The following is a 20,040-nucleotide window of genomic DNA, read 5'->3' as shown; positions in this document are numbered from 1 at the left end:
TTAGTAATTCTCACTCTGCTCTTCCTCTGTGTCCTCTGCGCTCTCTGCGGTAAAAAAATCCGATCCAACCCTAAAGGAGATGACTCAGTTATAACCCACTGTTCATTCTTTACAGCAAGGCTTAAAAAATAAATTAGGATGCTTGCTGGTGTCCCATTTTTAAGTTAGGAACTTGTTGGCGTAGGGGAATCTGAATCACGAACTCCGTTCCTTTCCCGATCGTCGAAAAACAATTGAGCTTACCACCATGTTTTTCCGTGATGATTTGATAACTGATAGACATCCCCATACCAGTCCCTTTTCCTACAGGCTTGGTAGTAAAAAACGGATCGAAAATGCGTTGTTGAATCTGTTCCGACATACCAACACCGTTGTCAGCGATCGCAATTTCTATCCACTCAGCATCGATCGGTGACGTGCGAATGCTAATCTTCCCCGGATTAGCTTGCAGTTGCTCATAGGTTTTCCCGCTACCGCTTTCTTCGAGGGCATCGATCGCATTTGCCAGAATATTCATCAGCACCTGGTTGAGTTGTCCGGGGTAACACTCAGCGTGAGGTAGGAGCAGGCTGTAATCCTTAATTACCTTAATCTCTGGGAAATCGCCTTTGGCTTTGAGCCGATGTCCCAAAATCAGGAGGGTGCTGTCAATCCCTTCGTGAATATCGACGGTTTTAAAGTCAGCTTCCTCGATGCGGGAGAAGTTGCGTAATGAGAGTACGATCTGACGAATGCGATCGGTGCCAATCTTCATCGAATCCAGTATTTTCGGTAAGTCGGCCTGCAAAAATTCTAAATCGATGTCATCCACCAGAGCTTGAATAACAGGGGACGTATTTGGGTGTTGGTCCTGATAAAGTTCAATCAGATCCATCAGATTCTGGGTATACTCCCGCAAATAACTCAGATTCCCATGGATAAAATTAACGGGGTTATTGATTTCATGGGCTACCCCAGCCACTAACTGCCCTAAACTCGACATTTTTTCTGCCTGCACCAGTTGCATTTGAGCCTGTTGCAACTCGTGCAGTGTGCGTTCCACCTGCTCTCGCGCTTCAGTAATAGCAGCAATTTGGGGCAGACTGGTCCAACAGGCGATCGCCACTCCCACAAAAGCCACCGTCACTAACAAAATGCTAAACAACGGCACATATTGCCCCACACCCACCCGATCTAAACCCGCTCTCACCCACCAGCCAATACTCACCGCACTGCACAATAAGCCAATTAAGATTGTTACCTGAAATGCCAACCAATCTGTTGTGCCAGTATAAGGTTGCCGATCGTAACGTTGCATCCACCCATCGGGATGGAATAGGGAGAAATTCAGGCGAGGTAATCGAGTGCCCGCCACGCCAATGAGCCAAGGTAAGAGTAAACCAATGGCTAAGTCCTGGTAGCCCCATGCCAAGCCACCCACCAGCAACACAGTCGCTTCCATGCCAAAAAAACCCAGAGACCACCAGGGCCATCGAGCTTCTGGTCGTCGCCGACCGACCCACTCGCCTAAATGAATTGCCATCATCGAACTCAGGTAGCCTGTACCAGTCACCATCACCACCCGTGCGACATCGCCCCACCCCAGACAGATTAGACTCAGCCCCAGGGTAAAAATCAAACTGGGTTCGAGCACTCCCCGGCGAGACAGCACGGCGAACACGGGCGGTAAGTAGCCGTCTTTGGCTAACTGATATAAAATCCGGGGACTGACAGAAACAGCAGTCGCAGAGCTCAGCAGACACCCTGACGCAATCAGAAAAGTGACAAGGGCGGGGGCGAAGGTGCCCCAGAAGGGTTGGGTAGCTGCCACTAGATGAAGATAGGCGCTATCCCCTAAGCCAGGATCTGTCGCTAACCGCATTAAAACCCACGATCCACCGAGATAGACGATCGGAATCAATCCAGTCATTACCTGCAAGCACCGGAGGGTAACGCGGGGTTGGTAGCTATCGGCCACAAAGGAAGAAGCACTCTCGCAACCATAAACCGCATAGACGGCGATAAAGAACCATTTCATCCAATCGATCGCAGAAATGCCTACTCCCAGATCCGGCAGTAGCCCTGGGCTAGTGGGAGTCAAACTTAACCAAGCTATGCCTTGAAGACAAAAGGTGAGGAGAAACCCGATCGCCGGAAATATAAAAAAAGAGTGCAAAATACCTAGGGTGCGAGTTCCACTAACAGCAACGATAAAGGGCAGCACGGTAAACCCAATTCTGAGTAGGGTTTCTGGACAAGTAATGCCCAGTGGAGCCAGATTCACCTTAATTAAATCGGTCAGAATAATCGCATTCATGGGTGGAACAGATACCCAGCCGAGCAAGTAGCCGATCGCCCCATAGCGAGCCAAGTTTGGGAAATGGTGGAGCAAGCGGGTAGTATAGTTTGGGGTGCCCCCAGCGACATCTGGGAAATAGGTTCCTAACCGCTTAACTTGCAGGTTGAGCATCATGCCAATAATTGTTCCCGGAAACCAAACCCAAATCGCCTGGGGACCTAGGGCAGCATTCATTGCAGGCGCAGTCCCTAGCCATAAAAGCAAGCCACTAAAGCCAAACCCCCAGGTTTCTGGTGAAGAAAGACTCTGAGGTAAGGCTGGTATGGAAACCGGAGCGCGATTCATGATTTTCATAGAAAAAGGCATAATGTAGACTGTAGTTTTCCCTGAAGTCAATTACTGCTTCATTGGCTACCGCAAAATTAGCTCATCAACCACTGCTCTGGGATCTTCAATATCTCTCTCAATTCTCAGGGCTAGAAATTATTGGTAACAATTATGAACCATCGCAAATCATGCTCGCGGCCTAAGTCATGACTGAGTTAATTATCTCATTTCAAATCTTCCAGTTTAATCCTCGGATCGATCGCCTTCAGCAACAAATCAGCCAACAAATTACCAACAATCAACATCGCAGAACCCATCATCAAAGTTGCCATCACTAAATACAAATCTTGATTAGTCACAGCATCCAAAGCCAGCTTTCCCAAACCAGGCCAATTAAAAAAAAGTTCGGCAATAAACGCACCACTCAACAAACTCGCAAACTCAAAACCCAACAGCGTAATCAATGGATTAACCGCATTCCGTAGAGCATGAATATAAATTACGCGACTTTCTGGCAAACCTTTCGCCCGTGCTGTCCTGATATAATCTTGACGCAGTACATCCAACAATTGTCCCCGCATCAATCTTTGCAAACCTGCAAAACCCGTCAGACTCAAGGCGACTGTTGGCAAAATTAAGTGCCAGCAATAATCCATGATTTGACCCCACCAAGGTAAATCTGCGTGGTCAATACTGGTCATTCCTCCTACAGGAAACAGAGGCGATGTATTCTGGGCGAAAAATAGCAGCAGCAAAGCCATGATAAAACTGGGAAATCCTTGTCCTGTGTAGCTGACTACTTGTAAAACGCGATCGACTGTCCGGTTTTGATTGACAGCGGCGATGATTCCCAAGGGAATAGCGATCGCCCAAGTTACAATCAAAGATGCGATCGCCATTAACAGCGTCGCCGGCACTCGTTCCCACAGCAGAGAAGCCACCGATCGCTGATACACAAAACTCGTACCAAAATTCCCTCGCGTCACAATTTGTTGCAACCACAGCCAATACTGGACAAATGCTGGTTTATCTAAGCCGAATTGTTGTTCTAGTTGTTTAAGTGTTTCTGGCGAAATCTTCGGATTTTGGCTCAAAGTATCCAAGTAATTTCCCGGTGCAAGTTTAATAATTGCAAAACAAAGAATCGATGCTAAAAATAGCGTTAACAGAGCCTGAAACAGCCTCTTAAAAACATAGATAAATGTATCACCAGTCAACAGAGAATTCAATACTCGTAAATTTGGGTTCAGTTTAATAGAAGTCATTTGTTATTGGTTAGTTTCGGTTCCCTGAGCGTAGTCGAAGGGTTATTAGTTGGTTGTTATTGGTTACTGACAACTGACCCTTCGACTACGCTCAGGGTACGGCAACCGTCAACAGTCAACCGTTAACAGTCAACTGACTAATACTCAACTAGCGTAACTATTGGTACATCCGGCAATTTTTGCCTGCCGCCCAAACCCTGCAATTCAATTACAAAAGCAAAACCCACCAGTTCGCAGCCAGCTTGTTCTAACAGCTTAGCCGTTGCAGCCGCGGTCCCCCCAGTGGCGATTAAATCGTCCACCACCAGCACCCTACTACCCGGTGTCATCGCATCTTGGTGCATTTCCAGTCGATCGCTACCATACTCCAACTCATACTCAGCGAAATAAACCGCTGATGGCAATTTCCCTGGCTTGCGGACGGGAACAAAGCCCACTCCCATTTTATAAGCCAAAGGAGTCCCAAATATAAAGCCCCGCGATTCCATACCCACCACATAGTCAGGAGACATTGCAGAGCATTTTTCGGCTAAACTGTCAATGGTATAGCTCAGTCCTTGGGGGTTTCGCAACAAAGTTGTAATATCTCGAAACATGATTCCCGGCTTTGGGAAATCAGGAATATCGCGAATCAGAGATTTGAGATCCATAAGCTTGTAAAGTGGGGGGTTAAGAGTAACAAGGCCTCAAAAATGGTACACCAATAATGTCAAAAATTAGAAACTAAAAATAAAAAATAAAACTAATAACTTTTTAGCGTTTAATTTTTGAATTGGTTAAAACAGTGCCTACCATCCAAGGAAATGTCATAATTTCCTAACAACAGGGTTGAATATTCAGATTTTTCGCCCTAAGATCTAAAGTCAAAAATCTCATATCTAAAATCCAATGATCAAGTTGGCAGCACGAGTGGGCGAAGTTCCTCCTTCCATTACCTTAGCGATCGCAGCTAAGGCAAAAGCCATGAAGGCCGAGGGGATTGATGTCTGTAGTTTGAGTACAGGAGAACCAGATTTTGATACCCCAGAACACATTAAAGCAGCGGCAAAGCAAGCTTTAGACAGTGGTAAAACTAAGTATGGTCCAGCGGCGGGGGAACCGGAGTTAAAAGCTGCGATCGCCAGTAAACTCCGCTCCGACAACAATCTCCACTATCAACCTGAGAATATCATTGTCAGCAACGGTGGTAAGCATTCTCTCTATAATCTAATGATGGCTCTGATTGAGCCGGGAGACGAAGTAATTATACCTGCTCCCTACTGGCTGAGTTATCCAGAAATGGTCAAACTAGCCAGCGGTAAGCCAGTAATTGTCCAGACTGATGCTTCTACCGGATATAAAATCACCCCGGAACAACTGCGTCAAGCCATTACACCCCGCACCAAGTTATTTGTCCTCAATTCGCCATCTAACCCTACGGGAATGGTGTATAGTCCAGCGGAAATCAAAGCACTAGCTGAGGTGATAGTTGAGCGAGATATTTTAGTCGTTTCCGACGAAATTTACGAAAAAATTATATACGACGGTGCCCAACACGTCAGCATCGGTTCCCTGGGGAAAGAAATATTCGATCGCACCATCATCAGTAGCGGTTTTGCTAAAGCTTACTCCATGACTGGCTGGCGCATCGGTTATTTGGCCGGACCGCTCGAATTAATCAAAGCTACCAGTACCGTTCAAGGACATAGTACCTCCAACGTGTGTACCTTTGCACAGTACGGGGCGATCGCAGCTTTGGAAAGCAGTCAAGAATCTGTGGAAAAAATGCGTCTGGCTTTTGCCGAGCGCCGTGAAGTAATATTTGAATTACTCGATGCTATCCCCGGAATTAGCTGCACCAAACCCGACGGTGCTTTCTATATGTTTGTCAATATCAGCAAAACTGGCATGACTTCTCTAGAATTTTCCGAAGCTTTATTAGAACAGCAAAAAGTAGCAGTTATTCCCGGCATTGCTTTTGGTGCAGATGACCACATTCGCTTGTCTTACGCCACCGATTTAGGCACAATCAAAAAAGCTGTGGAAAGGCTGGATAAATTTATCCGCCACATCTAAAAATTAGTTACTGATTATTTGTTATTGGTTAGTTGTTATTTGTTATTGGAACCAACAAATAACAACAACTAACATAGGACAACTAACCAATAACCACCAACAACTAACTAATGACTACTAACTACTGACTAATGACTACTAACTACTAACTACTGACTAATGACTACTAACTACTAACTACTAACTACTAACTACTAACTACTAACTACTAACTACTGACTACTAACTACTGACTAATGACTACTAACTACTAACTACTAACTACTAACTACTAACTACTAACTACTAACTAATGACTACTGACTACTGACTACTGACTACTAACTACTAACTAATGACTACTGACTAATGACTACTAACTACTAACTACTAACTACTAACTACTAACTACTAACTACTAACTACTGACTACTAACTACTGACTAATGACTACTAACTACTAACTACTAACTACTAACTACTAACTACTAACTACTAACTAATGACTACTGACTACTGACTACTGACTACTAACTACTAACTAATGACTACTGACTAATGACTACTGACTAATGACTACTGACTACTAACTAAAGCTGTTTAGTCATAATCTCTTTGAGCAAATCCAGCCCCTTCTTAACACGCCGAGAAACAGTCACCGCACTAATACCCAAGCGTTCAGCCGTTTCCTTCTGCGTCAAATCATAAAGAAAAACAAACTCCAATATCTCACGAGTTCGTTGTTCCAACATAGACAAAGCTTGCTGTACGCGAATTTGGTCTTCTTGAGCCAACTGAAAGCTGCGATACTTGCTATCAGGAACTAATGCTCCCAGACAAGTAGTCCCCTCATTTTCATCTTGCACCGGCGCATCCAAGCTCAGAGGTTCGCGGTTGAGGTGGGCTAGCTTAATTTCTCGCCATTCTTCCACAGAAACTTCCAACACCGCGGCGATTTCCGCATCTGTAGGATTTCGGTTGAACTGCACTTGCAAATCCTTAATCACTGATACAGATTTGCGTTCCAGCGATAACCAGTGTCTCGGAACTCGCACCGAAGGGCTTTTATCCCGTAGATAGTGCTGAATTTCCCCCCGGATGTAGGGAATTGCAAAGGAACTAAAGGCGTGTCCCTTGGATAAATCAAACCGCTCAATCGCTCTGATCAAACCAATACACCCAACTTGCTGCAAGTCATCGTAGCTTTCCCCGCACTGGTTGATCCAGTGGTGAACTTCTTTTCTCACCAATCCAATATTGAGTTTAACTAACTGATTGCGGACTTCGTTGGATGCAGAACTTTGGTACTCGCGCAACAATTGCAAGTTTTCGGTTTTTAGTTCGTTTGGGACTGTGGTAGACATAGTGGCATAGGGGTTGGTAGAGCAGAGCAGTGATTTGGCCTTAGATGTAGATTTTTAATCTAGTCTAAAAAATTCCTATTTAATTGGTGTAATTCTAGCACTTGATAGCTGTGACAGCCGACACATCTGTTGAGCTTAGGCAAGGTGCAGTGATTTGGTGGAGTCCTGCGCGGGTAGAATTTTACCCGTAGGGTCTTACAAATATAATTTTTCTGATTTTTTACACTGGGTATTATAATTCAAAATCTGTTTTAATGCAATACTTTAATCAATTAAAATAGATTTTTACAAACAAAAAATCACCATAATCAAATCATAAATTTATTGATTAGTCAACAGTCCTCAGTTACATTCCTTTCTACTGTTGGCTAATCAATAAAGAGTAGTATCTTTAGAGTAAGAAACTACTAAGCGTGAGATCGACCGTCCAATCAAATTCTAGGATACAGAAGGCTCAATGCGAGCATAAAAGATGCCACGGATTTTTACATCCAAAGCTGGTCTAGCGCCCAAATCTGTATCAGAAGGCTGTATGCTTTCAAAAATACCGCCAACTTCTCCGGTGGTGTTGTCTACTTTAGCAACTTGGAGAGAAATTTTACCCGCCTTGGTGCTGGTATCAGCTAACTTAACATTAGCCCGCACACGCTTGGAATTGTCAGAAGCTGGAAGGGCTACAGCATTGTCATAGCCAGTGGCAACGCCACGACCTTTAGGGTCTAAAAAGCCAGCGCTGCGGTAAGAAGGAACGTTGAAAGTCCCTTGCAAATCTGTGGAAGTATTGATAGCAACTACTCCTGGGTCGGAACTAGCAACTAACTCTTTAATGGTGAACAAGAAAGGTACTTGTTCTCCACCTGGTAACTGAATCGTAATTGCTTGAAAGTCCAAGCCGTCTTCTTCTGTAAAAGTCAGAGTGCCGTCAGTACCAACCTTGAGAGTACCTTGAACTTGGTCAATGCTAGACGTGAACCGTGTCAGCAATTTACCAGGTACAAATTCTGCCTCTTGGCGTTTATTTGCTGGTTCTTCCTTAACAAAATAAGTGGTAGGCTGCAAACACAAACCAGTGAGCTTATAGGTAGCACCCGCTTCAATGGCGATCGAGCCGCGAGAAGTTTCTGCCAAGCTAGGGCAGTTATTTGCCAATCCAGTACCTCTAATCTGGTCGTAGGTGAGTAACTCCGTAGTCGCCACCGTTGTATCAGGAGCAGAAGAACAAGCCACCAGTGCACTCATGCAAAATGCTAAAAGTGCCACAATTAAAGAACGATATTTCATTCCAAACCTCAATATCCAACATCGGATTATATTAAGAAAAAACCCTACTTCGAGCAAAATATAATTGCTCGTGGGCAGGCTATGCCAGTCCAACCATCCGAAAGCTCTCACCGGCTTTGACTCAAAAAGTCGAGCGAGTACGGCGAAATTAAGCCATAACTTAGGATTTCTCAAAATCTGCGGATCGTAGCACAATACACATGGTACGACGGGTTGTGCTCTTTTCTTGACTTAGACTACAAATTAATATTGCCTAGGTCAACCTACTTAAGTTACGTTGCTTATGACCCCGAATGGCGATCGCGACTAGCTCGATTAGTCTGCTGATACTCAGGTTGGGCACAAACGCCTTGTAGATTTCAAAGGAAGCAGCGGTATGGACAACGGCAAAGATTTAGAGTCAGGAAAGTTGCAGTCTCAACTGCAATCCTTGACAGACGGGATTCGGACTTTAGCCGAAAGTTGTCAGGAAGACAGTGTGCTGCTTTTGGCTTTGCTGCGGACACTGGAAAGTTCGCACCGAGAAATTCGGGACGGTTTGTTTCAAGCGTCTTTTCCCGAAAACCGCCAAGCACTGTACAAACTGCTCAGGAATATTGAGGCCAATGGTGGCTGGCCTTACATCCACCGGATGAAACTGCGCGAGCTCTTAGGCTACACCGAACAACTATCTATCCTAGAAGATTCTCCAGCCGAGTCTGATGGTGAATCGGCCCAGAATCCGCAAGCTCTTAAATAGTTTTGAGTGCATGAGTTATGAGTTTTAAATTAACTCATAACTCATGCACTAGCTCCCGCCATCGGCATCTCACCTAAAATCCGAAAGGTGTATGAGGTACAGGTATCGGACTCGGCAGCATCGAGGGAAATATCGGTGTCTGGCCGGGCATTGGCAAAAGTCCGGGGGTAGGTGTTGGGGCGATCGAACTAATCGTCAGCAAAGGAGAATCGGGCAGGTTAATTGTCGGGGGAGAAGGAATCCTCGAAGCCGTCGGAGTTGTTGTTGTCGGAGTCGGAGTTGTCGTTGTTGTTGTTGGAGTCGGAGTTGTTGTTGTCGGAGTCGGAGTTGTCGTTGTTGTTGTCGGAGTCGGAGTTGTCGTTGTTGTCGGAGTCGGAGTTGTCGTTGTTGTTGGAGTCGGAGTTGTTGTTGTCGGAGTCGGAGTTGTTGTTGTCGGAGTCGGAGTTGTTGTTGTCGGAGTCGGAGTTGTTGTTGTCGGAGTCGGAGTCGGGGTTGTCGTTGTTGTCGGAGTCGGGGTTGTCGTTGTTGTCGGAGTCGGGGTTGTCGGATCTGTAATTGTAGTGGTAACGGTAGTTGTAACTGTAGTTGTAGTTGGTCTGACAGGAACCGTCCCAGTCACAGATACAAAATCAGTAGCCTCAATTAAGCCCGCCGGAGTGTCTGTCAAAATTGCCAACAGTTTCCCGTCCTTCTTCGTCGTAATTACTGTATCCCTCCGGTTTGAACCGTTGCCTTGGGTAATTGCCAAGTCAGTAAAAGATAAATTAGTCGGCAGTCCAAAGAAATCTTCGGCCTCGTTGTAATCAGTAATCAAAGCCAGACTGCCTGGCCCTGCTCCCAGCACGAATATATCACTGCCACTTCCACCAGTCAGGGTATCTGAACCCTCACCTCCGCTCAAACAGTCATTACCCTCTGCCCCAAATAAATTGTCATTGCCAAAACCGCCCAAAAGTGTATCGTCACCCAGGCCACCAGCCAAGGAATCATCCCCAAAACCACCGTCAAGAATATCGCGACCTTTGCCACCAAACAGGAAATCATTATCTTCACCTCCCTGTAGCAAATCTTCGCCTTCATCGCCCCGCATCGTATCGGAACCAGTGCCACCAATGACTGTATCGTTAGCTTTGCCACCAAATATCTGGTCATTGCCACCGTCTCCGTACAGCGAATCGCTACCGGCACCACCGTATAAAGTGTCGTTGCCATCTTCACCTCTGAAGTAGTCCTTGCCATCACCGCCAAATAATTGATCGCTACCACTACCGCCGTTGAGAGAATCATCGCCGGCATCTCCGTAGAGAAAGTCGTCATCACCATTCCCAAATACCGAATCGTCGCCATCACCGCCGGTGAGGGTGTCGTTGCCAGTACCGCCAGCAATCACATCGAAACCTGCGTTGCCACGAACTAAGTCGTCTCCTGCGTCTCCGAACACGGTGTCGCTACCGTCGTTGCCATCGAGGATGTCGTTGCCCAAACCGCCGCGAATGGAGTCATCGCCGTTGCCACCGCTGACGGTATCACGGCCTTGGCTGCCAATGAGTTCATCGTTTCCTTCACCACCAAAGAGCGAATCGGCTCCATCGCCTCCAATGATTTGGTCGTTGTCACTATCGCCCTCTAGGGTGTCATCTCCTGCGGCACCCAAGAGCGTGTCATCGCCATCTAAGGCACGAATGCGATCGCCTTGGGGAGTTCCGAGCAGAAAATCATTGCTGTCTGTGCCGATTAGGTTTGCCATAGGGGATACACTGCTCCTCAATCAAATAATTTGTTGTGAACAAACCTGACGGTCAACTGAGTGCAGTTAGACCGCAGGCTTCTTTTTCCTTTTTTGCAAAGGCTTTTTTGAGTGACGGAGTTCCCCCGCCACTTTCTTAAATTAGGTCGATCGCCTTTAACACCAAGCATTATCGCTTGCCTACGTTAGCATAGTTGAGATATTGGTCTCCCTGCATTGGACTAGATAATTTTTGCCATTGTCGGGAAGTGCGATCGGGCAAATACCCAAATCCCCCACTTCCCAGAAGTTGTCATGGCCCTAAAAGAACATTAGACTTCTAGCAAAAACATTGTTAAGGGCTGGCGAGATGCCTCACCCCTACCCCCCACAATAATTATGGGATATGTCTATTCAAAACGGAATTTCCTCATCTTCATCTTCCACCGTCTTAGCCCTCATGCGCCAACTGGTAATATACTCAATTTGCACATCAATTTGATTAATAGCTTCCCCTAACCTTTTTTGAATATATTGAGTCAGCGTCACCCTAAAGTCCAACTCAATCCCCACAGATTGCACCACTCTTGCCAAACTAGCAAAATCTACTTTCATCAAACAAGAACTCGACAGCTTAAAATGAGGAGTGTTTCCCTTGTTTTGCGCCATCATTGCTTTTTTTACACGCTCTTTTAGATGGTCAACTTCTGAATCCAAAAATTTCCATTCAGGCAAAATTTCCTTGTACCTTTCCCCCAACACTATTAAATCATCACTCACAGGTCGTGGCGCAATTTGATTAGTTGATTTTCGTCGCTGCTGTGCGTTAAAAAGCAAGCGCCAACTCTGCACCTCTTCTACTTCCAAAGATGGATGCTCAATCAGTTTTCCTAACTGTCTTTGAATTTCCTTCGTCAGTGTCACCGGAAAATGCAACTCAATCCTCTCAGCTTGTGTCAGATTGACCAGGGTCATAAAATCTACTTTCATCGCGATCGAACTAGATAGCTCAAAATAGGCACTGTCTTTCAGTTTTTTTGCCAGCATCCCTGTTTTAATTCGTTCTTTCACCTCAGCCAATTCTGAATCTAGCGGTTTCCACCGAGCTTCTATTGTCTGATATTTATCCCCCAATGCAGTCAAGTTTTCACTAGCTGGCTCTGGATAAGATTTGTGAAATATTTCTAGCAGGTGGCGATGCACTCTCGCTAAATAAACCACATCCATCTTGGCATATTCTACCTGCTTTTCTGTCAGGGGACGCTTTCCCCAATCACTCCCCTGTTCTGTTTTATCTACATAATTAATATTACAAACTTTTTCTATTAAAGTTTTCAATTTGCGGTTAGGTAATGGGAGAATATAATAAGGAATTTTTCGCGATAAATTCAAACTGCAAGTTACATTTTTTGCTTCATCATTTCCCAAAAACCTGATGTCATAGCTGGCATTGTGCATCACTTTTTCAATATTGGGATTGACCATAATTAGGCTGATAAAATCTGTTACTAATTCCGGTCGATCCAAAACATCGAGCAGAAAAGTAGCATCGCCAGTCAAGTCTCTGGGGTCAGCTAATACCTGAATTAGAGATAATCTGGGGTGGGATTTATAATCGGCTATTTCTGTATCAATCCACAGTATTCTAGATTGAGCAAATTTAGCGATGAGCGCTTTGATGTCGTTTGCTACTGTTAAATAAGGCATTTCTATAAATTTTAACTATTAATTTAACTATATAATTATCTTATCAAAAAAATGTCTAATTATTCAGGAAATCCCCAAACAAAAAGCGCCCCTATTTCTAGGAGCGCTTTTTGTCTATCTCAAACTCAAACTTAGCCATTGATAGCAGGAGCAACCACAGCCACAGGAGTAGATGCACCAGCAGCCAAGTCGAGTGGGAAGTTGTGAGCGTTGCGCTCGTGCATTACTTCCATACCCAAGTTAGCGCGGTTGATAACATCAGCCCATGTATTGATTACGCGACCTTGAGAGTCGATAATCGATTGGTTGAAGTTGAAACCGTTCAAGTTGAATGCCATGGTGGAGATACCTAGTGCTGTGAACCAGATACCTACAACTGGCCATGCACCTAACAAGAAGTGCAAGGAACGGCTGTTGTTGAAAGAAGCATATTGGAAAATCAAACGACCGAAGTAGCCGTGGGCTGCAACAATGTTGTAGGTTTCTTCTTCTTGACCGAATTTGTAACCGTAGTTTTGCGATTCGGTTTCGGTGGTTTCACGAACTAAAGAAGAAGTGACGAGAGAACCGTGCATGGCCGAGAACAAAGAACCACCGAATACACCAGCAACTCCCAACATATGGAAGGGGTGCATCAAGATGTTGTGTTCGGCTTGGAACACGATCATGAAGTTGAAGGTACCGGAGATACCCAAAGGCATACCGTCAGAAAAGGAGCCTTGTCCGATCGGGTAGATCAAGAATACTGCGGTAGCAGATGCCACAGGTGCAGAATAAGCGACGCAGATCCAAGGACGCATACCCAAACGGTAGCTCAATTCCCATTGACGACCCATGTAGCAGAAAATGCCGATCAGGAAGTGGAAAATCACTAGCTGGTAAGGGCCGCCATTGTACAACCACTCATCAAGGGAAGCAGCTTCCCAGATGGGGTAGAAGTGTAAGCCGATCGCATTTGACGAAGGAACAACAGCACCAGTAATGATGTTGTTACCGTACATCAAGGAACCTGCAACTGGTTCGCGGATACCGTCGATGTCTACAGGAGGAGCTGCTACAAAGGCAATAATGTAGCTGATGGTGGCTGTCAGCAGAGTAGGAATCATGAGAGTGCCGAACCAACCAACATAAATGCGGTTGTCGGTGCTAGTTACCCACTCGCAGTAACGTTCCCAAACGTTGCCACTTTCGCGACGCTGTACGCTTGTTGTCATGTGGTTATGATTGCTTAATTGAATTTTCCATGTGGATGTGGGGACATCCCACATCCACATTGATAACATTAGTAACTCCTGTTTGCAAAGCGGTGAGTGCTGAAATTTTTCAAATTTTACAAATATTCATAACTGTTGATAAGAGTAAAAGAAACTGTCTATAGATTAAGATTTATTACAAGAAGCGTGGTTTAAATATAGTTGTAGAAATATCGTAATTAATTAATTGATTGTAGATTATTTCCGCCAGTTTAACTAACTTCGATTTGCCTACCTACTTTGGATACATAGGGCTAATATCCCATTGTCGCGTGCGTCAGGTGAGTTTTGGGAACAATTTTTTAGGGGTTCTGGAACTGACCAGACCCCCATGGTTAAGTGCTAAACCTTTAACCCGGAGGCCATTTCATGTGTCGTCCACCCAGAATATGAAGGTGCAGATGATCCACAGTTTGGCCACCATCGTTCCCATTATTAATCACAACTCGATAGCCATTACTAAGTCCGAGTTGTTCTGCTACGAGTTTGACAGTTAGCAGCAAGTGTCCCATAAGAGCATGATCTCCAGAATCTGCATCAGCTAATTTGGGAATAGGCTTCTTAGGAATGACCAGAATGTGTACCGGTGCTTGGGGATTTACATCTCGGAATGCTAGGGCTAAGTCGTCTTCGTAAACGATATCTGCGGGAATTTCCCGGCGGATGATTTTGCTGAAAATGGTTTCTTGAGTTGTCATGAGTATGAAGGAAGAAGGAAGAAGGAAGAAGCAAGAAGCAAGAAGCAAGAAGCAAGAAGCAAGAAGCAAGAAGCAAGAAGCAAGAAGTCACCCCCCATTAGTGTTAACTTAAGTCTGAAAGCCAGTCAAAGATATCCTCCCTAGCCCCCTGGGCTGTTTCATTCTCAAAAAAATGATGATGGGGAATAATACCCACCCCTAGCCCCTCCCAGGAGGGGAACCGGATCTCAACCCTTCGCGAGGGAGGAGGGTTAGTATACACGATGCTTTCAAGCGATTGTTGACACTAATGGTCATCCCCCCCTGACCCCCTTGGGGGGATGGGGGATGGGGAAATTTAGGAATAGGGAAAAGGGAATAAGGAAAAGTTTTGGTTACTGTTTCCAGTTTTCGGTTCCATCGTTAATCATAATAGACGATAGATCAAAGGTAGCCGAACAAGGATAAAATACCATGCTTGCTAGGGTTTGGAGTGCATCGATAGTTGGAGTTGACGCGGTAAAGGTTGGTGTTGAGGCGGATGTGTCGGGAGGGCTACCGAAAATTGTGGTTGTGGGGTTGCCCGATTCGGCGGTGCAAGAAGCTAAAGAAAGAGTTAAGGCAACGCTAAAAAATTCGGGATATGCTTTTCCGATGCGGAGTATTGTGATTAATTTGACTCCGGCGGATTTGCGGAAGGAAGGGCCGAGTTTCGATTTGCCGATCGCCATTGGTATTTTAGCAGCATCGGAACAGGTCAGTGGTGAGCTTTTGGGAGATCATTTGTTTTTAGGAGAACTTTCTTTAGATGGAAGTTTGCGCCCTGTGGCTGGGGTTTTGCCGATCGCCGCTGCTGCTGCCAAAATGGGTATTTCAGGATTGATTGTACCCGCTGGTAATGCACAAGAAGCGGCCTTGGTACAGGGCATATCTGTTTACGGTTTTGAGAATATTTTTGCAGTTACTGATTTTTTAAACAATCCTGAAGTTTATTCGCCTGTAGAAGTAAACGGTAGACAAGAGTTAGCAAAAACGCGGATTCCGGGTTTAGATTTAAAAGATGTAAAAGGACAAGTTCACGCGCGGCGGGCTTTGGAAATTGCGGCTGCTGGGGGACACAATTTAATTTTTGTCGGGCCGCCAGGGAGTGGTAAGACTATGTTAGCAAGACGCTTACCTGGTATTTTGCCGCCGCTGACCTTTGAGGAGGCTTTGGATGTGACTCAAATTCATTCGGTGGCGGGGTTGCTCAAGGATAAGGGTAGTTTGGTGGGCGATCGACCTTTTCGCAGTCCTCACCATTCAGCATCGGGGCCTTCTTTGGTGGGTGGTGGTAGTTTTCCGCGTCCTGGTGAAATTTCTTTAGCACATCGTGGCATCCTTTTTTTGGATGAATTAACTGAATTTAAAAGAGATGTTTTGGAGTTTTTGCGGCAACCGTTGGAAGATGGTTATGTGACAATTTCTAGAACTAGACAATCGGTGATGTTTCCGGCTCAATTTACTTTAGTTGCGAGTACAAATCCTTGTGCTTGCGGTTATTATGGTGACGCGATTCAACAGTGTACTTGTTCGCCACAAAAGCGGGAGCAATATTGGGCAAAACTTTCTGGGCCTTTGATGGATCGGATTGATTTGCAAGTGGCAGTTAATCGTTTGAAACCGGAGGAGATTACGCGACAGCCTACGGGGGAGGAGTCGGAACCGGTGCGGGTGAGGGTTCAGCGCGCAAGGGCGATCGCAACTCACCGTTTTAAGTCAGAATCTAGTTTGCGGTGTAATGCGGAAATGCAAAGCAGCCATATTAACCAATGGTGTCAGTTGGATGATGCTTCTCGGAATTTATTGGAGATGGCGATTCGGAAGTTGGGGCTTTCGGCGAGGGCTAGCGATCGCATTTTGAAGGTGGCTAGAACTATTGCGGATTTGTCGGGGGATGAAAGTTTGAAAACTAATCATGTGGCGGAGGCGGTGCAGTATCGGACGATCGATCGAATGCAGTAAGGTGGATTTGTGCGATCGTTTTTCAAGTCGTAAGTTGATATATTGCAGGTCGATGTTCTGTCTTCTAGATCAAGTTTAATCAATGGGCTCTCTCGTAATTATGGTGATAAGTAATGATTATGATCTAGCAAAATCTAGGGTTTCAGCTTTCCTTATTCAGGAGTTTAGTATTATTTGCTACATTTTACACCAAACATCCGAGAGAGCCGTTTGAGGTTTGTATAGTATAAGCGGACGGCGGGACTCGAACCCGCGACGTTCAGCATGGGAAGCGATAGGAAGGAATCGGCAAACCCTTTGTCCTGTAAGGAATTCCCACAAAATGTTTTTGCCGTCCACTGTTTCCGTAGTCAAACCGTAGTCAATTTGGTAAGATTGGTCGATCGAGTTTGAGTAAAAATACATGACTAAAACTCCCAAATCGGGCAGTAAAGCTTCTTACGGTTCTGTGGTGGTAGCAACTCGTGAGGGTAGGCTGCGGTTACAACTGCCGAGACATTTGTACGGGGGCGAGCAAAAGTACCTATCTTTGGGGATGGCAGATACCCCTGAAAACTGGGAACTGGCACAAGCTAAAGCACAGTTGATTGAATCTGACATCAAGTTCGAGCGGTTTGACCCCACACTCAAAAAGTACAAGTCACACACTCACTTGACTGTTGTTGAGACAATCAAGCCTAAACCGGAACTGACTCTAACTAAATTGTTTGAGAGATATTTAGAGTTCAAAAAACCTGCTGTCAAGCCCACAACTTTTCACTACTTAGTAACGAGCATTCAGGCTTATATTAACCGCTGTCCCCACCAAAGTTTGTCCGAAGATGATGCTTTGCAAATACGCGCGTGGCTGCTAGCCGATACTACTAACAGCATGACTAAGCGAGTTTTGACTTACGTGAATGCAGCGGTTGAATGGGGGATTAAATTTAAAATTATCACCAGGTTGTCCGCTTCCCCTTTTAGCGGAATGGCAGCCGACTTGCCAAAACATAACTGGCAAAGTGACCCCGAACCTAACGCTTTTAGTCCAGAAGAAAAGGCGTTGGTATTAGAAGCTTTCAAAAACCACAAGGGGAATTGGAACGGCAGAGGCTATGGAGGGCAGAAGCTTTGCTTTTATTACCCTTTGGTGCAGTTTTGGTTCATGACTGGATGTCGTCCCTCTGAGGCTGTTGGCTTGAGGTGGCGCGATATTGCCTCCGACTTTTCTCACATTGTGTTTAACGGCAGTGTGCAGCATCCGGGCGGGATAGAGACTAGGGTTGATGGTAGTAAAAACAACAAGCGTCGTAGGTTCCCTTGCAATCAGGAATTAAGGGAGTTTTTAAGAAACCTTGAACAGGAAAACTTGGCAGACAAAAACAGTCTGGTTTTTCCATCACCCAAAAAGGGCGGGGCGATTAATTACAGCAATTTCACTATCCGCACTTGGCATAAGTTGGTTGACCCAATTACCGAGAAAACTCGCGAGATTGAAGGACAGCGGAAAACTACTACTCCCTACTCTTGTCGGGATACTTTTATCAGCGAACAAGTTGGCAAGGGTGTACCGAGTGCGGTGGTGGCTAAGTGGTGTGATACATCTGAGAAAGTGATTAATGCTGTCTATTTAGACAATAAGGTATTGGAGCATTTACGCCCCCTTTGATACTGTTAATATGTTGATTCTCTGGGCAACTTTTGTGACACTAAACTTTACAACCGAACTGTTGACAGTTTGCTGGGAAGCTGCGATCGTATGTAACTAAGGAAGATTGATGCGCGACTGACAAGCACTTCCTATGCTAGCCAAGTCACGACTTCCCCAAACCGTTAACCAAAAACGTTTGGAGCCTAAATATAATGCCACATTCAGCCGATTGTCTTTGCGGACGATCGCAACTCTTAATGATTGAGTTGGCGGGGTTTTGCCATGACTGAACCCCCCATCAGCCACCGTCGCATTGACAAACTCAAAGCGCTAGCCTACGACCGCGGTTTCACCAATGAAGATGCCAAACAGTTCGGGAAACTCAGCAAAACCGCCACTTGGGAGGCATTACTAGAACTGTACCTAGTTGACGGTGAATCCCTTGAGACGGCGACTGTAGACAGTGTAGACAAAACATCTGAACCGCTTGACTTACAAGTTGTAGACAGTGTAGACACTAATAAAGCGGTAAGTGTAGATAAAACATCTGAACCGCTTGACTTACAAACTGTAGACAGTGTAGACACCCTCAACTGGACTAATGACGGTTCCTTTCCCGTCTGCAACTTTACCCGCCAGAATTCCACCTTCTTTGACTGGGTTGATTTTGGGCAACTCATCGCACTTGTACTCGCTTCTGTGGGGGTATTTGTGCTGGCTATGTCCATGTGGCGACAAATCAACCCACTCAATTTATTTCCTAAAATCCGCATCAACATTCAAATAGGATCCGAATATGGGACGCATGAATAAAATCTTTAAAAATGAGGAAAAATCGGGCGGTTTAAGTCATAGCCACGCTATTGACCATTCCACCGTTTTAGCCCCAACCAGTGCCGACGCAATCAGCCCTCTTAACCCTGGCAAATTTACCGCAGCCGACCGTAGCGTCCCCATCATCGAAAAACCCCGCTACTTCACAGAAGAAGAAGCCGACGCTATGAAGGCGCTAGCAAAGGAGAAAACTGAGGGCGCACGTCACGCCAAACGAGCCTATGAAGCTGCTGGCAAAATTGAAGAAGCCGATGCCAAAGTCCACAAACACCACCGCAAATATGAGGGTGTCGTAGCTGACAACGAACTCGTAAAAAAGCGCGCCGACGCACGTCTGGGTAAACACTTGCACGGATTGCGTCCAGCCTACGCTCGACTAGGTATGGGGCTAGAACAAGCAGCTAGTAACGCCGAAAGTCGAATCAGCGAAATTAAAGCCAAGCTACAAGGGACAAAACCATGAGCAGGGCGATCGCACTTTTTAACACTTTTGTGAGTTGTGCGATCGCTTCCAGTTTCCTCTGACAGTTGTCCCTTGCTAAGTGGGATTTTTGGCGGTTAATTCTTCGTTTGGTCAGAGAACAAATACGTGCGGTACTAAAGTCTTCACTTAAAACGCCTTATCTCGTTGCTTTTGTCCTTATACTCTCGCTCGTCCATTCTTTTGTCTACGCACCTTCTGACGACTACATCGCCACTACAAAAATAGACTTACCAAAACCTGAAGTCAGTCGAGGCCCGCCCAAACGTTTTGTGCCATTGCCTGATGCTGAAATAGGTGGCTGTGCCCGTAGCGACAGTACCGTACCTGCAATCTAATTTGTCGGGGCGGTACTTCCTATGCTCTAAATTTTCAACAAAAGTAAACACCAAAAAACCGCTGCTCTCAATTAGTACCTGAAGTGCAGCGGTATTTGGATT

17 protein-coding genes are annotated in these 20,040 nt (G+C 45.5%); 7 read left to right on the top strand and 10 right to left on the bottom strand.

All coding sequences use genetic code 11. The annotated features are described in order from the left end of the window. Positions 1 to 133: 133 nt before the first annotated feature. From P2A85_RS05005 to P2A85_RS04995, 3 genes are all read right to left on the bottom strand, one after another. Positions 134 to 2,644, bottom strand: coding sequence for an amino acid permease (locus tag P2A85_RS05005; RefSeq protein ID WP_377477879.1), 2,511 nt, complete (start codon positions 2,642 to 2,644; stop codon positions 134 to 136). A 185-nt stretch (positions 2,645 to 2,829) separates the two neighbouring features. Next, a complete protein-coding gene (locus P2A85_RS05000) occupies positions 2,830 to 3,870 on the bottom strand; it encodes an ABC transporter permease (protein ID WP_377477878.1) in 1,041 nt (346 codons plus the stop codon). A 137-nt stretch (positions 3,871 to 4,007) separates the two neighbouring features. Continuing rightward, a complete protein-coding gene (locus P2A85_RS04995) occupies positions 4,008 to 4,520 on the bottom strand; it encodes an adenine phosphoribosyltransferase (protein ID WP_377477876.1) in 513 nt (170 codons plus the stop codon). A gap of 238 nt (positions 4,521 to 4,758) precedes the next feature. On the opposite strand from P2A85_RS04995, the gene P2A85_RS04990 reads away from it, so the two are divergent. Continuing rightward, a complete protein-coding gene (locus P2A85_RS04990) occupies positions 4,759 to 5,925 on the top strand; it encodes a pyridoxal phosphate-dependent aminotransferase (RefSeq protein ID WP_377477875.1) in 1,167 nt (388 codons plus the stop codon). A 569-nt stretch (positions 5,926 to 6,494) separates the two neighbouring features. Here the strand turns inward: P2A85_RS04990 and P2A85_RS04985 are convergent. Together P2A85_RS04985 and P2A85_RS04980 are read right to left on the bottom strand one after the other, a co-directional pair. Continuing rightward, a complete protein-coding gene (locus P2A85_RS04985; RefSeq protein WP_340519866.1) occupies positions 6,495 to 7,268 on the bottom strand; it encodes an RNA polymerase sigma factor SigF in 774 nt (257 codons plus the stop codon). Between the two features lie 438 nt (positions 7,269 to 7,706). Then, positions 7,707 to 8,549, bottom strand: coding sequence for a photosystem II manganese-stabilizing polypeptide (locus P2A85_RS04980; protein ID WP_341735791.1), 843 nt, complete (start codon positions 8,547 to 8,549; stop codon positions 7,707 to 7,709). A gap of 376 nt (positions 8,550 to 8,925) precedes the next feature. Between P2A85_RS04980 and P2A85_RS04975 the strand changes: the two genes are divergently transcribed. Further along, positions 8,926 to 9,288, top strand: a complete 363-nt coding sequence (locus P2A85_RS04975) for a hypothetical protein (protein WP_340519862.1) — start codon at positions 8,926 to 8,928, stop codon at positions 9,286 to 9,288. A 73-nt stretch (positions 9,289 to 9,361) separates the two neighbouring features. Here P2A85_RS04975 and P2A85_RS04970 read toward each other — a convergent pair whose 3' ends face one another. The 4 genes from P2A85_RS04970 to P2A85_RS04955 all read right to left on the bottom strand — a co-directional run bounded on the left by P2A85_RS04970 (position 9,362) and on the right by P2A85_RS04955 (position 14,672). After that, a complete protein-coding gene (locus tag P2A85_RS04970) occupies positions 9,362 to 11,035 on the bottom strand; it encodes a calcium-binding protein (protein WP_377477874.1) in 1,674 nt (557 codons plus the stop codon). Between the two features lie 393 nt (positions 11,036 to 11,428). Further along, positions 11,429 to 12,721 carry a ribonuclease D gene (locus P2A85_RS04965; protein WP_377477873.1) on the bottom strand — a complete coding sequence of 431 codons (1,293 nt, stop codon included), beginning with the start codon at positions 12,719 to 12,721 and terminating at the stop codon, positions 11,429 to 11,431. 131 nt (positions 12,722 to 12,852) lie between these two features. Then, positions 12,853 to 13,935 carry a photosystem II q(b) protein gene (psbA, locus tag P2A85_RS04960; RefSeq protein WP_377477872.1) on the bottom strand — a complete coding sequence of 361 codons (1,083 nt, stop codon included), beginning with the start codon at positions 13,933 to 13,935 and terminating at the stop codon, positions 12,853 to 12,855. A gap of 389 nt (positions 13,936 to 14,324) precedes the next feature. Further along, positions 14,325 to 14,672 carry a histidine triad nucleotide-binding protein gene (locus P2A85_RS04955; protein ID WP_340519856.1) on the bottom strand — a complete coding sequence of 116 codons (348 nt, stop codon included), beginning with the start codon at positions 14,670 to 14,672 and terminating at the stop codon, positions 14,325 to 14,327. A 453-nt stretch (positions 14,673 to 15,125) separates the two neighbouring features. Here P2A85_RS04955 and P2A85_RS04950 point away from each other — a divergent pair, with 453 nt between their 5' ends. Beyond that, entirely contained in the window at positions 15,126 to 16,655 is a 1,530-nt protein-coding gene (locus P2A85_RS04950) for a YifB family Mg chelatase-like AAA ATPase (RefSeq protein ID WP_340519855.1), read from the top strand. Positions 16,656 to 16,832: 177 nt separating this feature from the next. On the opposite strand, the gene P2A85_RS04945 is transcribed toward P2A85_RS04950, so the two are convergent. Continuing rightward, positions 16,833 to 17,060 (bottom strand): hypothetical protein, encoded by a 228-nt coding sequence (locus P2A85_RS04945; RefSeq protein ID WP_377477871.1) that lies wholly within the window; start codon positions 17,058 to 17,060, stop codon positions 16,833 to 16,835. On the opposite strand from P2A85_RS04945, the gene P2A85_RS04940 reads away from it, so the two are divergent. The 4 genes from P2A85_RS04940 to P2A85_RS04925 all read left to right on the top strand — a co-directional run bounded on the left by P2A85_RS04940 (position 17,059) and on the right by P2A85_RS04925 (position 19,938). Beyond that, a complete protein-coding gene (locus tag P2A85_RS04940; RefSeq protein ID WP_377477869.1) occupies positions 17,059 to 18,303 on the top strand; it encodes a tyrosine-type recombinase/integrase in 1,245 nt (414 codons plus the stop codon). The genes P2A85_RS04945 and P2A85_RS04940 overlap by 2 nt on opposite strands. Positions 18,304 to 18,567: 264 nt before the next feature. After that, positions 18,568 to 19,098 (top strand): hypothetical protein, encoded by a 531-nt coding sequence (locus P2A85_RS04935; RefSeq protein ID WP_377477868.1) that lies wholly within the window; start codon positions 18,568 to 18,570, stop codon positions 19,096 to 19,098. After that, a complete protein-coding gene (locus tag P2A85_RS04930) occupies positions 19,091 to 19,582 on the top strand; it encodes a hypothetical protein (protein WP_377477867.1) in 492 nt (163 codons plus the stop codon). Before P2A85_RS04935 ends, P2A85_RS04930 begins: the two co-directional genes overlap by 8 nt. Positions 19,583 to 19,647: 65 nt before the next feature. Continuing rightward, positions 19,648 to 19,938 (top strand): hypothetical protein, encoded by a 291-nt coding sequence (locus tag P2A85_RS04925; protein WP_377477866.1) that lies wholly within the window; start codon positions 19,648 to 19,650, stop codon positions 19,936 to 19,938. The last annotated feature ends 102 nt before the right edge of the window (positions 19,939 to 20,040 follow it).

Source organism: Microcoleus anatoxicus (assembly GCF_042465725.1).
Classification (GTDB): Bacteria; Cyanobacteriota; Cyanobacteriia; order Cyanobacteriales; family Microcoleaceae; genus Microcoleus; species Microcoleus anatoxicus.
The sequence above is the reverse complement of the archived record's forward strand: the minus strand, read 5'-3'. Positions and strand labels throughout refer to the sequence as shown.